General features: G+C 41.1%; 18 protein-coding genes. 8 read left to right on the top strand and 10 right to left on the bottom strand.

Annotation, left to right across the window (positions count from 1 at the left end; all coding sequences use genetic code 11):
• Window positions 1-54 precede the first annotated feature (54 nt).
• Together M2369_RS07065 and M2369_RS07060 are read left to right on the top strand one after the other, a co-directional pair.
• Window positions 55-699, top strand: coding sequence for an amino acid ABC transporter permease (locus M2369_RS07065; protein ID WP_024719504.1), 645 nt, complete (start codon window positions 55-57; stop codon window positions 697-699).
• A complete protein-coding gene (locus M2369_RS07060; RefSeq protein WP_007497858.1) occupies window positions 696-1,424 on the top strand; it encodes an amino acid ABC transporter ATP-binding protein in 729 nt (242 codons plus the stop codon). Before M2369_RS07065 ends, M2369_RS07060 begins: the two co-directional genes overlap by 4 nt.
• A 25-nt stretch (window positions 1,425-1,449) precedes the next feature.
• On the opposite strand, the gene M2369_RS07055 is transcribed toward M2369_RS07060, so the two are convergent.
• On the bottom strand, window positions 1,450-1,617 hold the full coding sequence (locus M2369_RS07055; RefSeq protein WP_157957368.1) for a hypothetical protein: 168 nt from the start codon (window positions 1,615-1,617) through the stop codon (window positions 1,450-1,452).
• A gap of 90 nt (window positions 1,618-1,707) precedes the next feature.
• Between M2369_RS07055 and M2369_RS07050 the strand changes: the two genes are divergently transcribed.
• Complete coding sequence (locus tag M2369_RS07050) at window positions 1,708-2,274, top strand: hypothetical protein (protein ID WP_052472206.1); 567 nt, start codon at window positions 1,708-1,710, stop codon at window positions 2,272-2,274.
• A 79-nt stretch (window positions 2,275-2,353) separates the two neighbouring features.
• On the opposite strand, the gene M2369_RS07045 is transcribed toward M2369_RS07050, so the two are convergent.
• A complete protein-coding gene (locus tag M2369_RS07045; RefSeq protein ID WP_008345541.1) occupies window positions 2,354-2,737 on the bottom strand; it encodes a glyoxalase GlxA in 384 nt (127 codons plus the stop codon).
• Window positions 2,738-2,854: 117 nt separating this feature from the next.
• Here M2369_RS07045 and M2369_RS07040 point away from each other — a divergent pair, with 117 nt between their 5' ends.
• Window positions 2,855-4,036, top strand: a complete 1,182-nt coding sequence (locus M2369_RS07040) for a class I SAM-dependent rRNA methyltransferase (protein WP_041507966.1) — start codon at window positions 2,855-2,857, stop codon at window positions 4,034-4,036.
• A gap of 37 nt (window positions 4,037-4,073) precedes the next feature.
• Here M2369_RS07040 and M2369_RS07035 read toward each other — a convergent pair whose 3' ends face one another.
• Both M2369_RS07035 and M2369_RS07030 read right to left on the bottom strand, forming a co-directional pair.
• On the bottom strand, window positions 4,074-4,754 hold the full coding sequence (locus M2369_RS07035; RefSeq protein WP_259253798.1) for a CidB/LrgB family autolysis modulator: 681 nt from the start codon (window positions 4,752-4,754) through the stop codon (window positions 4,074-4,076).
• The gene (locus M2369_RS07030) at window positions 4,748-5,131 is read right to left on the bottom strand and encodes a CidA/LrgA family holin-like protein (RefSeq protein WP_041507965.1); all 384 of its coding nucleotides are present in this window, start codon (window positions 5,129-5,131) and stop codon (window positions 4,748-4,750) included. The genes M2369_RS07035 and M2369_RS07030 overlap by 7 nt, the downstream gene beginning before the upstream one ends.
• Before the next feature lie 165 nt (window positions 5,132-5,296).
• Between M2369_RS07030 and cidR the strand changes: the two genes are divergently transcribed.
• From cidR to M2369_RS07010, 4 genes are all read left to right on the top strand, one after another.
• Window positions 5,297-6,184 carry a cidABC operon transcriptional activator CidR gene (gene cidR, locus M2369_RS07025; RefSeq protein WP_008345526.1) on the top strand — a complete coding sequence of 296 codons (888 nt, stop codon included), beginning with the start codon at window positions 5,297-5,299 and terminating at the stop codon, window positions 6,182-6,184.
• A 17-nt stretch (window positions 6,185-6,201) separates the two neighbouring features.
• Window positions 6,202-7,026, top strand: coding sequence for a hydroxyethylthiazole kinase (gene thiM / locus M2369_RS07020; RefSeq protein WP_035702492.1), 825 nt, complete (start codon window positions 6,202-6,204; stop codon window positions 7,024-7,026).
• The gene (gene thiE / locus M2369_RS07015; RefSeq protein WP_168948372.1) at window positions 7,013-7,702 is read left to right on the top strand and encodes a thiamine phosphate synthase; all 690 of its coding nucleotides are present in this window, start codon (window positions 7,013-7,015) and stop codon (window positions 7,700-7,702) included. Before thiM ends, thiE begins: the two co-directional genes overlap by 14 nt.
• A 314-nt stretch (window positions 7,703-8,016) precedes the next feature.
• Window positions 8,017-8,391 (top strand): nuclear transport factor 2 family protein, encoded by a 375-nt coding sequence (locus tag M2369_RS07010; protein WP_100324633.1) that lies wholly within the window; start codon window positions 8,017-8,019, stop codon window positions 8,389-8,391.
• A gap of 745 nt (window positions 8,392-9,136) precedes the next feature.
• Here M2369_RS07010 and M2369_RS07005 read toward each other — a convergent pair.
• The 6 genes from M2369_RS07005 to M2369_RS06980 all read right to left on the bottom strand — a co-directional run bounded on the left by M2369_RS07005 (window position 9,137) and on the right by M2369_RS06980 (window position 13,522).
• Complete coding sequence (locus M2369_RS07005) at window positions 9,137-9,475, bottom strand: DUF4288 domain-containing protein (RefSeq protein WP_159145225.1); 339 nt, start codon at window positions 9,473-9,475, stop codon at window positions 9,137-9,139.
• A 301-nt stretch (window positions 9,476-9,776) separates the two neighbouring features.
• On the bottom strand, window positions 9,777-11,315 hold the full coding sequence (locus M2369_RS07000) for a solute symporter family protein (protein WP_259253787.1): 1,539 nt from the start codon (window positions 11,313-11,315) through the stop codon (window positions 9,777-9,779).
• Complete coding sequence (locus M2369_RS06995) at window positions 11,312-11,626, bottom strand: DUF485 domain-containing protein (RefSeq protein WP_024719499.1); 315 nt, start codon at window positions 11,624-11,626, stop codon at window positions 11,312-11,314. The genes M2369_RS07000 and M2369_RS06995 overlap by 4 nt, the downstream gene beginning before the upstream one ends.
• 107 nt (window positions 11,627-11,733) lie before the next feature.
• The gene (locus tag M2369_RS06990; protein ID WP_039165142.1) at window positions 11,734-12,402 is read right to left on the bottom strand and encodes a glycosyltransferase family protein; all 669 of its coding nucleotides are present in this window, start codon (window positions 12,400-12,402) and stop codon (window positions 11,734-11,736) included.
• Window positions 12,395-13,084, bottom strand: a complete 690-nt coding sequence (locus tag M2369_RS06985; protein WP_041507959.1) for a class I SAM-dependent methyltransferase — start codon at window positions 13,082-13,084, stop codon at window positions 12,395-12,397. Before M2369_RS06985 ends, M2369_RS06990 begins: the two co-directional genes overlap by 8 nt.
• A gap of 297 nt (window positions 13,085-13,381) precedes the next feature.
• Entirely contained in the window at window positions 13,382-13,522 is a 141-nt protein-coding gene (locus M2369_RS06980; protein WP_008345506.1) for an anti-repressor SinI family protein, read from the bottom strand.
• Window positions 13,523-13,960 lie beyond the last annotated feature (438 nt).

Genomic DNA, 13,960 nt, shown 5'->3' with positions numbered 1-13,960 from the left:
TCAGAGCGCGCTTTCTTTATGTGTCAACCGTATGTGAATTAGGGAGGGAGAAACATGGATACGATTGTTAATGCATTTCCGTATTTAATGGAGGGTTTGCAAACCACTTTATATATCTTTGTTGTTGCTATCATTTTAGGTTTTATCATCGGTTTGATTGTGGCGCTATTCCGCCTGTCACCATTTAAAATCTTGAACTTTATTTCACTCGTTTTTGTCAATGCCATTCGAGGTACGCCATTTATCGTACAGCTATTCTTTATTTATTTTGGGCTAAATACACTTGAATTCATTTCACTTGACCGAGTGCCGGCAGGGATTATTACAGTAGCGATTAACGCAGGAGCTTATTTCTCAGAAATTATTCGTGCAGGGATTCAGTCCATCGATAAAGGACAAACTGAAGCCGCACGCTCTTTAGGATTCACAGGTGGACAAAACATGCGCTTTATCGTCCTTCCACAGGCATTTCGCCGTATGCTTCCAGCCATTACTAACCAAGCCATCATCAGTTTGAAGGACACCTCTCTCTTATCGATTATCGGCATTGCTGATATCATGCAGCGGGGACAAGTTCAAGCATCGGCTACCTTTGATCCTTTGAATGTCTGGCTCATTGTCGGTGTCATTTATTTCGTGATCATTTATTTACTTTCTCTACTGGCTAGCTACGCAGAAAGGAGATTTGATGTGAAATGAGTATGATTACGGTGAAAAACTTAAAGAAATCCTTTGGTGACAACGAAGTTTTAAAGGATATTAATGCAGTCATCGAGGAAAAAGAGGTTGTATGTGTCATTGGTCCTTCAGGGTCAGGGAAAAGCACATTTCTAAGATGTCTCAATAAATTAGAGGATATTACGGCTGGGGAAGTTGTTGTCCACGGACATACGATTACAGACCCAAAAGTGAATATCAATAAAGTACGACAAGAAGTTGGTATGGTGTTTCAGCACTTTAATTTATTTCCTCATAAAACCGTGTTAGAAAATATCACGATCGCACCGGTGAAAGTAAAAGGGATGGAGAAGAAAGCCGCAGTCGATAAAGCATTAGACTTGCTTGAAAAGGTCGGCTTGAAAGACAAGGCCAAAAGTTACCCTAACCAATTATCCGGTGGACAAAAACAGCGTGTTGCCATTGCAAGAGCCTTGGCGATGGACCCGAAAGTGCTCTTATTCGATGAACCGACATCTGCTCTTGACCCTGAGGTCGTTGGGGATGTTTTAGCTGTTATGAAACAATTAGCAGTCGAAGGAATGACGATGATTGTCGTCACACATGAAATGGGCTTTGCAAGAGAAGTGGGAGACCGCGTGATCTTTATGGATGGTGGATATATCGTCGAAGAAGACAAACCAGAAGCACTCTTTGGAAACCCACAGCACGAGCGTACCAAATTGTTTCTTAGTAAGGTGCTATAAAAAAAGAGTAAGAGCAGGTATGCTCTTACTCTTTTTCTTTTGTGACGAAATAAAGACATGTGATGAGAATGAACAGACCGATGCTTACACTGCCTACAATGACGCGTTGTTCGAGCAATAAATTAAGAAGTGCAATGATGGCAAGGAATATGACACCGATAATAGGGAGTATCCGTCTAATGTGCATTTTCATAAATGTTAAAAACCTCCAATTATGTTATATTATATGATACATACATTTTATTATCATATTGAATAAGGCAAAAGGAGTGTTTTCAAAAAAATGAGGAAGTTTGTTATTTTAACCTTAATTTTTTCTTTGTGCAGCTGTATGTTTAATAGTGAAGTGAAAGCTTCAGTACAGCTAAGCTCTGATGTGGAGGGGTTTCATTCGGTAAAAGCAATCTTGCAAGCAATTGAAGAAATACCTGAGTATATAATAGATGAGGGTTCAGTAAAAACTGCTAGATGGATAGAAGAGAATTCGGGATTAAAAACGACCATCCAAGGTGAGAGGCTTTTATTCGATCTTAATGAGAAGAAAGAGATAGGTATTAAAAACATAAATATTCCTGCATGTGTCGGTGCAATAGGAGTCGCCATTATTTCTAATGGTATACCGATTTCAAAGATTTTAAAACTAAAGAAAGCGATTGGGATGTTTGGTGGGACGATAAAACTGGTAGAATCCATTAAATATTTTTATGATCAATATAGAAAACAAGGTAACTCAAGAAAAGTGGCTTTAAAAAAAGCGAGCCAAAAAGTTTCCAACCAGGTGGATAAAAACCTAAGGCCGGCACTCTTAGATTTTTTCAATATTTCAGCTGTTATAGGTGCGTGTACTTAAAAATAGATAGGGCAAAAACCAAAAATGTTTTTGCCTATCAAATGTTTTTAACGAGCCTCCATGCATTTCCTAGGAAATATTATCGTTGGAAGAACTCAATCCACTCTTGGTCTGGCCCTCGGAAAAAGAAGTAGCAATAGCCATTGGGCAATGTTGTGATTTCTTCATCTATTAGCTCAATTTGCAGCTTTTGAATACGGTTGAATTCCGCGTGAATATTATCTGTTGTGAAGGCGAGGTGGTGGACCTTTCCTTCAGATGGAAGGTCACTGCTATACCCTTGAATGAGTTCAATTTCCGTTTCCGCTTCGTCTTTAAAGCCAAGAAAGGCAAGTTCAATGACTCCGTTTGTATGAGTGATGCGATCCTTTAATTTCATGCCCACCACTTTTTCATAAAAATCAATGGACTGATCAATATTTGTCACCATAATCCCTGTATGATCTAAGCGTAATGTTGTCAAAAAAGAGCCTCCTCTATGTCGAGTTGATATTTTTCTCCTCATCTTATCATAATAGAAGTAACGTATACATTCATATGGTAGGATAGAGAGAGTCAATTTAGGATAAGGATGACACAAATGAAAAAAATCTCATTAAAACAAACATTTGCAGAACAAGTGAAAAAGGGATATCCGCTTATTTCAAAAGATGCTGTGTCGCGTGTGAACGGTGTACAGGAAGGCGAGCTCATTGAATGGGTAGATGAAAGAGGCTCTTTTTTAGGGAAAGGATATTATGGTGTGCAAAATAAAGGCATCGGTTGGGTGCTTTCCTTTGACGCTAACGAAAAAATAGATCAGGCCTTTTTTGTTTCTAAACTTGAACAGGCATCCAAAAGCAGAACGCATTTATTTCGTGATGCACAAACGACGGCTTTCCGTGTGTTCAATGGGGAAGGGGATGGAATTGGTGGAATCACGATTGATCATTATGATGGATTCTATCTCATCCAATGGTATAGCGAAGGTGTTTATACATTAAAAGAAGATGTATTGGCTGCGATTGAGCAGGTGTACCCTGACTATAAAGGCATTTATGAAAAGAAGCGATTTGATACGTCTGGACAATATATCGAAGATGACGATTTTGTAAAAGGGGAGAAAGGTGAATTTCCTCTTATCGTCAAAGAAAATGGGATGAACGTGGCGGTTTATCTAAATGATGGTGCGATGACAGGTATTTTCCTTGATCAGCGTCATGTGCGAAAAGCAATTCGAGATCGCTATGCAAAAGGAAAGACCGTCCTTAATACGTTCTCTTATACCGGCGCTTTCTCTGTAGCAGCAGCGCTTGGCGGGGCAAGCCGTACGACAAGTGTAGATGTTGCAAACCGCAGTTTGAAAAAAACATCTGAGCAGTTTGAAGTGAATGGCATTGATGTAGACGGGCAGGATATCAAAGTCATGGATGTCTTTAAATATTTCCCGTTTGCAGCGAAAAAAGGCTGGAGCTATGATGTCGTGATTTTGGACCCACCTTCCTTTGCACGAACGAAGAAACACACATTCAGTGCAGCGAAGGATTATAAGAAACTATTAAAAGAAGCCATCCAGATCACAGCTGAGAACGGCGTCATTGTGGCGTCAACCAATAGCAGTGCATTTGGGATGAAAAAGTTTAAAGGATTTATTGCACAGGCCTTTAAAGAATCTGGGAAAACGTATCGTATTCTTGAGGAATATACACTTCCTGAGGACTTCCGTACAACGAAAAATTATCCTGAGGGGAATTATTTAAAGGTTGTCTTCATCCAAGCATAAGAAAAAGCCATTTTCCGATAAGGGGAAATGGCTTTTTCTATAAGGCAAACGACATCAGGATAGGCGCTGCACATAATGTAATAATGGCCGAAATGATCATGGACACACTTGAGATCGTGCCTGAGACGGAGCTCAGTTCAAAGGCCTTCGATGTGCCTGCACCATGTGCTCCTGTACCAAGCAGAACGCCCATTGCAATGTTATTATCAATACGGAAATAACGGATAACCAATGGCCCAATGATTGAGCCAAATAATGCTGTTAAAATGACGAATACAGCCGTAACGGACGGCATCCCGCCAATCATTTCAGACACACTCATCGCAACGGGTGTTGTGACGGATCTTGGGACGAGGCTCTCGATCAGACTCGTATCCAAATGAAACAATTTGGCGATAAACGCTGTTGATAAAATTGCAACGATAGAACCGCAAGCCACATTCAAAATAATTTCTACTGCATGCTTCTTCAGAATGTGAAAATACTTATATAATGGAATGGCAAATGCCACAGTCGCAGGTTGAAGCATATTTGTCAGCCATTTTCCGCCTTGATTGTAAGCATCGTAAGGAATGTTCACGATTAACAGCAAGACCACAAGAACAACCGGTGTCACAAGTAAAGGGGAGACATAGACTTTCGGATGACGTTTATAAACCGCTTTTGATCCGAGATAGATCAGAATGGTTAGGATCAAGAATAGTCCGCCAACTAACATAGTTTTTTTCGCTCCTTTCTTTTCGCAATCATCTGCGTCATCATGCCAGTCGAGAGCATGACCACAAAGGTACTAAGTAAAACCACAAGGACAATACTTGTGCCAGATTGAGAAAGTAATGTGCCGTAATCAATCACACCTACTGCTGAAGGGATAAAGAAGAGCAGCAGTTCTCCGAGCAGCCATACGGCGCCAAGTTCAATCCATTTTAATTTAATGATGTTAAAATGAAGTAATAAGAAAATGACAAGAATGCCTAAGATCGTGCCCGGAATTCTTAAATGCAAAAAGGCCGCCAGCACATTCATCAATTTCGCAAAAGCAAATAAAGCTATAATCTGAAGGGTAGCAATCAGCGACGTTTTGAGCAATTGCACTTTCTGTTCACTCCTTTTTCTATATAAATTGTTCACTGTTTCACAAAAACAACACAACGTTCTAATCGGTGAGCTTACTTTAAAGTGTACAGCACGTTCTATTATAGGTAAAATACATATATCGAATAGTTAGTATTCCTTTTGTCTATAGAAAGGGTGAACCATGTGGACATCAGACATTTAACATATTTCTTAGAAGTGGCACGGTTAAAGAGTTTTACGAAAGCATCGCAATCGCTCTATGTGTCGCAGCCGACCATTTCCAAGATGGTCAAAAACCTAGAGGATGAGCTAGGTGTGCAGTTGTTTTACCGTAATGGCAGACAGGTTGAAATGACAGATGCTGGACAAACCATGTATACACAGGCGAGTGAAATCACACAATCCTTTCAGAATTTAACGAGTGAATTAAATGATTTAATGAATGTGAAAAAAGGACATATCCGAATAGGACTGCCGCCCATGATTGGATCAAGCTTTTTCCCAAATGTGATGGGGGAATTCCGCCAGCAGTATCCAGATGTCACCTTTCAATTGGTGGAGCACGGCTCCATTAAAGTAGAGGAAGGGGTAGAGGATGGATCATTAGATATTGGTGTCATTGTTCTGCCTGCAAATGATAAAATTTTTCATACATACACCATCATTAAAGAGAATATGAAGCTTGTCACCCATCCATCACATCCGATGGCAGGACGTGATGAGGTTCATTTGGCTGATTTAAAGGAAGAGTCTTTTATTTTCTTTCGAGAAGATTTCGTTCTGCACAGCCGAATCTTAAATGAATGTATGAATGCGGGATTCAGGCCGAACGTTATTTATGAAACGTCACAATGGGATTTCATCAGTGAAATGGTTGCTGAGAACCTTGGAATCGGGCTTCTACCTGAACGGATTTGCCGTGATCTAGATCCTGATAAAGTGAGGATCATTTCCTTAAATCCGTCTATTCCGTGGCATTTGGGTGTCATTTGGCGAAAGGACCGCTACTTGTCCTTTGCTGCAAGAGAATGGTTAAAGCATACAAAATCCTATGTGTGGGATGCAGAGTAAAAGGGAGGACGATACAGATGAAATTAAGCTGCGTGTCTCATCTTTTGGAAAAGGTTCGAGCGGAAAATCCGCTTGTCCATAATATCACCAACCAAGTTGTGACGAACTTTACAGCGAATGGACTGCTTGCTTTAGGTGCTTCTCCAGTCATGGCAAATGCCAAAGAAGAAGTGGCAGAAATGGCGCAATTAGCGGATGCACTTGTGCTGAATATCGGCACACTAACAAAGGATACGGTGGAGGCGATGGTCATTGCTGGACAAGCGGCCAATGAAAAAGGTGTACCGGTTCTATTAGATCCTGTTGGTGTTGGTGCGACAACGTTTCGGACGAGTGCGGCGAAACAGCTGTTACAGCAAGTGGGCATCACTGTTGTCAGAGGGAATGCTGCTGAAATAGCTCATTTAATTGGAGTGAAAGGCTGGCAGTCAAAAGGGGTTGATGCAAAAGGGGCAAATGGAGATGTATCGTCTTTAGCAAAGCAGGCGGCAAAAGCCCTTCAAACCGTTGTGGCGATTACGGGAAAAGTGGATGTCGTGTCAGATGGAGAAGAGGTTCTATCTATTCATAATGGACACGAATGGTTAACCAAGGTGACAGGGACTGGCTGTTTACTCACCTCTGTCATAGGGGCATTTTGTGCAACAGGGGAACGGCCCATTCATGCGTCGGCATCAGCTCTGCTGTTTTATGGTGTCGCTGCAGAAAAGGCAGCTCAGCAGACAGAAGAGAAAGGGCCAGGCACCTTTCAAATCGAATTGTTAAACGCGCTATCCAATACAAATGGTCAAGATGTGATCACGTTAGGGAAAATAGGGGGAGTTTTGCATGACGAAGGTTGATCAGCAGCTAATCAAACAGCAATTATCGGTTTATTTTATTATGGGAACAGCGAATACAAGCCGGCATCCGCTTGATGTGGTGAAAGAGGCCATTCAAGGCGGGATCACGATGTTTCAGTTTCGTGAAAAGGGTGAAGGTGCTCTGCAAGGTGAAGAAAAGAAAAAAATCGCTGAGCAGATTCAAGCACTTTGCCAAGAAGCGAATATCCCCTTTATCGTAAATGATGATGTACAGCTTGCAATAGATCTTGATGCAGATGGTGTCCATGTTGGGCAGGAAGATACACTTGCACAAGATGTACGGCAAAGAATCGGGAATAAAATATTAGGCGTGTCCACGCACAATCTAGATGAAGTGAGGCAAGCGATGAAGGACGGGGCAGACTACGTTGGGATGGGTCCAGTCTATCCTACAGAAACAAAAAAGGATACACGCAGTGTCCAGGGTGTTTCTTTAATCAACGAAGTACGTCAACACGGTCTTCACATTCCTATTGTGGGCATCGGCGGGATCACGTATGAAAATGCGGCACCAGTCATCCAAGCGGGAGCCGATGGCATTAGCATCATCAGCGCCATTTGCCAAAGCGCTGATCCGAAAAAAGCTGCGGAAGAACTAACATCTCTTGTCGAGTCAGAGAAAGCAGCTCTTTCATCTGTAAAAGACATGGATTGACTCATCCATGTCTCAGCGTGTAGACAAACCCTCGCATTCGGTGTCAGTCCTGCGCGCTGGTACTCACGAATGTCAAATTCGCTCCGTGCCAGTGCTCGTCCTTCCTAGACTTCAAAGGTTTTCTATCACGCTGAAAAGAAGACAAAGGGCTAAAATAAAGTTCATTTTAGCCCTTTGTCAACAATCTGAGACATGGATTAACTCATCCATGTCTTTTCTTATCTGCGTGAAAAATAGACAGTAGAGATACAATTGTGTACAATCTAATTGTTTGATTGTTTTCGAAATGACAGGTAAATAAAGGAGAATGAATGATGGAAGTGCTCGATACGTATTTTCGCCGATATGATGAAGCGGGAAAAGGGCAAGAGCAAATGAACGAATTGCTGGCATTGTTTTCAGATGATGTCATGATTGTCTTAAATGGTGTTGAAAAGCCTGGCATCCAAGCGTTCACACAGTTTTTGAACACATTTTTCCACGTACATGAAGACATTAAGCATATGTGGGATGGCTGGGTGAAACGTGAAGATGGAAAGTATGAAACAAACTGGGCTGTTTGCGGAAAGTTAACAGACGGTCGTGTATATACAGCAGAAGGCATTGATATTGCGGAGCTGGATGATCAAGGAAAGATCGTTTATTTAGAAAACGTCCCGAAAAACCCAGAGTTATTCCAGCGATATTAAGAAGCCGGCAGAGCGGATATTATCCCCTCTAATTAGACAGTATGAGATAATAAGCAAGCATGAGGCTTGCTTATTATTAGATTTATTTATCCGTAAATAGCTTATCAATCAAACTTATAGCAACAAAGCAAAATGGAAATGCAATGAAAATGTACAGAACATTTTTAGGTACAAACATATTGTAATAATAGAAAAATACACTCATAAATAAAATCATCACTGCATACTTGATCATACTCTTCAAAACATTCCTCCTAATATATATCTACCAACCATTATTAGTGCGCTTATCCCTCTTATCTAACTGTTTAGCAATTTGAGTTTCAATATCCAGATCATTTAATGAAATTGCGACAGCAACACCAATAGAGATCGCTAATTTTTTAGCTTCCGCTTTACTTTTTTAATAATAAATGATTGTATAATACCTACACCACCCCTACAGCAAAACCAATCACTGCATTGAAAACTGCACCTGCAAACTTAACAGGCACACCGACCTTTATCTCTAATGATAGCAGCTTGAATTTCTTTCACTTCAAAAGAAGAAACAAATACATCTTTATCAAATACAAAATCATCATTCTCTTCTAGTGTTGGCATCATTTATTCCCTCCACTATCTCTTTTTGTGCTGCTGTCAATTAATCATTCCATTCAATTCTATAATCACGATCGATTCCAGAAAAAATTAAACCAGTGTGCTCCGATAGAATACCGTCACACACTGGTAGCTTAGACTTCTTTTATTTGTCTAACGAATAAGCATCAATCGCTTCTTTAGCAGATATTTCTTGATCAAAAAGAAGATATCGGCTGTACACTTCGCTTAAATGCAGGGGGCCTTCATCTAAGTTTTCAACTAGCTCAAAGATATCTAGTACGGCTACTAGTTTTGTGGTTGTTTGTCCATGATCTCCATTTTCAAATGTCTCATCTGGAAAATGGTCTTTGACGATTTGTTTCACTTTTCGATTGTTTTTTGCTCTCACTAAAATAATTCGTTCCTCAAAGATTTTATCCGGTCTCACCTTTGGTGAGGAGTTAGATTCAAATAATAATTTTGCTGAGTACAATTTATGCATATGTTTCACTTCTTCCTTGTAGGGTGAATTTCCAGTATGTGTTTAAAATGATAACATAAGAATAACAAGAGAATTGAAGTCTATGGGGGTAATAGGGTTGAAAAGAATCATTGATAACAGAGGAGAAGTTCATGAAATTCTGCTGATCATCATCACATGCTGTTCGTTGATCACGTTGAGGAAATGTGACAAGTTAGAAAGATATAAAGAGAGATTAAAAGGCCAATTTATCCCATATTGAGTACAGTTTTGAAATAGCAAGAACACTGAAAAAGCCGGCAGAGCAGCCGGCTTTTTCTCATCAATCTGTATCCATATGCATACCTGTGTGTGCTTTTACTTGAATTTCTGTAAAGGTGTCTTCATCTGCTTTTTCAGAGGAGAAAATGGTGCCTAAGTAAGCCGCAAGGAATCCAAGCGGGATCGAGATAATCCCAGGGTTCGATAGTGGGATAAGCGGCTCTCCTGTGAAAATGGCTGCCCCTGATGGGTCCCAGACGCTTGGGCTGAGTGACACGATCAGGAGTGCGCTCAGAAGACCTGTTAAGCTTCCTGCGATAGCCCCTGTTGAGTTAAATCGTTTCCAAAAGACAGTGGAGATAATCAACGGTAAATTCGCACTTGCTGCCACTGCGAAGGCAAGAGATACAAGAAAAGCAACGTTTAGGGATTGGGCAAATAATGCAAGAATGATGGAAAGGATGGCCACGCCGATAGAAGCAAAGCGTGCCGCCTTCACCTGTTCCCGTTCACTCGCTTTCCCTTTGCGGATAATCTGGCTATAAAAGTCATGAGCAAAGGCAGACGCGGCCGATAAAACAAGACCGGTCACCACTGCCAAAATGGTCGCAAAGGCAATAGCGGAAACAAAGGCAAATAATAAATCTCCCCCTAGGGCCTGTGCAAGCAGTGGTGCTGCCATGTTTCCTGCTGCATCGGCTGCCGTAATTGCACCTGTTCCGACAAAAGCAGCGGCACCGAAGCCGAGGAAAACCGTCATTAAATAAAAAATCCCGATGATCCACGTAGCGGATAGAACAGATTTACGCGCAGAAATGGCATCCTTTACCGTATAAAAACGGATCAAAATATGCGGCAAACCTGCTGTTCCAAGTACAAGTGCAAGGTTCAGAGACAGGGTCTCTAAAGGCACATCATATTTATTTCCCGGGTGAAGAAAAGCTTCACCAAGCGGGGTCGCTGTTTTCATCTGCTCAAACATCTTCAGCAGACTAAAATCAAACTTGGCAAACACAAGCAGCGAAATAATCAGCGTGCCCAGCATGAGAAGCACAGCTTTCGTGATCTGTACCCAGCTTGTTGCGATCATGCCGCCAAACACGACATAAATGGTCATCAAGACACCTACGATCAGCACCGCAATCCAGTAATCAATGCCAAGAAGCAGTTTGATTAATGCACCTGCCCCAACAAGCTGCGCAATCATATAAAAAGTGGAAACCGTGATGGTGTTAAAAGCAGCCACGCCTCGAATAGCAGGGCGTTTGAATCGTGCAGCAATCATATCAGCCATCGTATATTTTCCTAGATTTCGAAGCGGTTCAGCCACGACATAAAGGACGACAAGATACGCTACAAGAAAACCAATACTATAGAAAAAGCCGTCAAATCCATTTAAGGCGATCATGCCGGCGATCCCTAAAAATGAAGCAGCAGACATATAGTCCCCGGCAATGGCAAGGCCGTTCTGAAACCCAGTCAGACCGCCGCCTGCGGTGTAAAAATCACTCGCATTGCTTGTTTTTTTCGCAGCAAAATACGTGATGACCAATGTGAGCCCTACGATCGCTATGAATAAAATAAAAGCGGTCATGCTCATTCGTCATCACCTCTTGATTCAACTTTTAAAGCGCTTACATACTTGTCGAACTGAGCTGCCTTTTTTGCATAAAGTCCACATAAAACCCATGTCATCACAAATTGCGTGAGGGCAAATAACCAAGCCCACGTGATCGCTCCAATTGCTGGCGTGTTCAAAAAGGTGAAGTAGGATGTAGCAACCGGAAGTGAAAAGTAAAAGAGAAAAAAGAAAATCGTCATCGGTACGATAAATCTGCGTTTTTCCTCAAGAAGTTTTCGAAAATCCTTTGAAGCGGCAACCTTCTTATAATGAACGTTTTTGTCTGCCATTGTTTCCTCCTTTGTACGAATTAGGGACAAGGTACTCCAATGCATATTAGACGATCTGGCTGTTTATGACAGTATATCATAAAAAAGGCACCCGAAAAGGGTGCTTTCTACCGATAATGCGCAAGAAATGTTTGTCTTGCTTTTTCATATGCTTCTGCATCAAAATGATCTCCGCATTTGTGAATACACCAGGGCTCTTCTTGCCTTGCAATCCCAACCTCATATCCCTGCTGTGCAAACTCAAAAGATTGTGACACATCATAAAAATGAAACCCGTCTAAGAGGTCCTCACGCCACTTGATATCATATTGTGTTGCCATAAAAAGCCCGTCAATAGCAGAAGCTTTGATATAACCTTGGGGCTCTGTCTGTGGATGACCAGATTCAAACGTTAGCAGCTGATAGGTGTCGTGCCGATATTCAATGACTTTCCCTCTACAATCATGGCTCTCCCACCAGATTCCATTGTCTGGCACACTTTCTGCACCTATTACCCCAAGCATGCCAAGTGACGGATTTTGCAAGAAAAGTGGAATCAGCTCGAGAAGCATATGCTGTTTGACGATGAGTGTATCTTGATGAAGGTAAATTTTAAACTGTGCAGGATGAGTGAGAGCTTCATTGTATGCAGAGGCCATACTTGATGCATGTCTAATGGGCAAAACCTCTACATGATACCCGTGCGGAGCAGGAAGTGAAGCGAGCTGCCGGAAGCAAGCTTGGAACATCGACTCATCATTTACACATAAAACAAATAAGATGGTGGGGCTACTCATTGAGTTGAACCGCCTCAACCACGTATTGATAGGCTGTCGCTGCCTCGTTAAAATCAAAACGGATGCCATGTTTTACGAGTAATTCATGTAGATCATTCATGACGCCCGTATAGGAAGGGTGTTGTACACGAATGGTTTCAAGCTCACGAACATGAAACCCGGCTGACTGAAAGAGGGCATGAATTTCGTGAAGGGTAAAGAAGCGTAAATGTGTTTGATCCATTAACCCTGCATCTGTATAAGAAAATCTCCCAGCCAGTAATTCTAAAACCGTTGAAATATGACCAATATTCGGAATGGAAGACAAGATGGCCCCTTCCCTTTTTAGAAAGGGTTTGACCTTTTTTAAAACGGCCCAAGGGTCCAATAAATGTTCAAGAACATCTCCGAAAATGATGCAGTCAAATTGTTCATGCTGATAAGGCATCGCCATCTGTTCAATATTGCCGCATAAAACATGATCCAGCGCTTTCTCAGCCTGCTTTGCCGCATCTTCAAAAGATTCAATTCCATATATGGTACGGTCTTGCTGTTTTAGGACTTTGCCAAGCTGGCCTGTGCCGCATCCGATATCCAAGATAGACGTCCATTCCTTGCGAATACGATGGACAATCACAGGGTTCACACCGTGATAATATTGATCCTTCTTTTGATGATAATAAGATAGGGAATCTGAACTCACGCGCCACCCACCTTTCTTCTTTTTGTGTCTTATGCTTAATATATGGGTGGGGAGCTTGGTTTTATAACGAAAATGGGCAATTTCCATGAATGACAGCTAAAAAGGGGTCATATAAAGAACAGGGAACGGACTGTCCTCCTAAAAATAGAAAGACAGAACCCCATTGAGTGGAAGGGATTGGTATGATGAGGTGTTCAATTATTGTAGCGTATCGTCATGAAAGGATGTTTAAAAGGTCAATTGACAGGTTAGAACTTTAGCCAAAGCAATCTGAAAGACAAAGGATAACGGCGTTGATTACGGTTTGTTTATCATCTTCTGATCACCGTTGGATGTTAAAAAAGCTTGTATTTCCTCGATGCCTAGTCCAATTTTTTTCGCTTCTTGAATCAAATAAACCCACTCTTCGTCAACTCTTCTTTTCACTTGCGTATCCATAATATCCTCCAGTTCAATAAGACATATTCATCTGCAACCAATGACTTGAACAAACCGTCTAGTAACTGTACGTGTATGTGAATGGAGTACAAAAATAGATTTTTGTCGAAAAATGATGACATTTAACCTATTTTGTAAAATCTATCACCTACCACGTCCCTAAAAAAATGACTAAAAAACCCATAAATATTGAATTCTTACTTCTCATAATAAACAATTGTAAAGTCAGTTAAAAGATTATAAATTAAAATAATGATAAAGACCTAAATCATTTGACTCATATAAACCGATAAGGTTGACATATGCCATCAGTGTGAACAAATTTCATCTTTACAGGACGCACATATTGTTCGTTTGGGAAGTTCTTCTTAAGATGGTATTCTAAAAGAAACAGAATTCACCAAGAAGGAATGAAGAAAGACATGTATAGCCTTTTTC

Source organism: Bacillus sp. JUb11, assembly GCF_024807925.1.
GTDB lineage: Bacteria > Bacillota > Bacilli > Bacillales > Bacillaceae > Bacillus > Bacillus altitudinis.
Note: the sequence above shows the minus strand (reverse complement) of the source record. Positions and strands in the feature narration are given on the sequence as shown.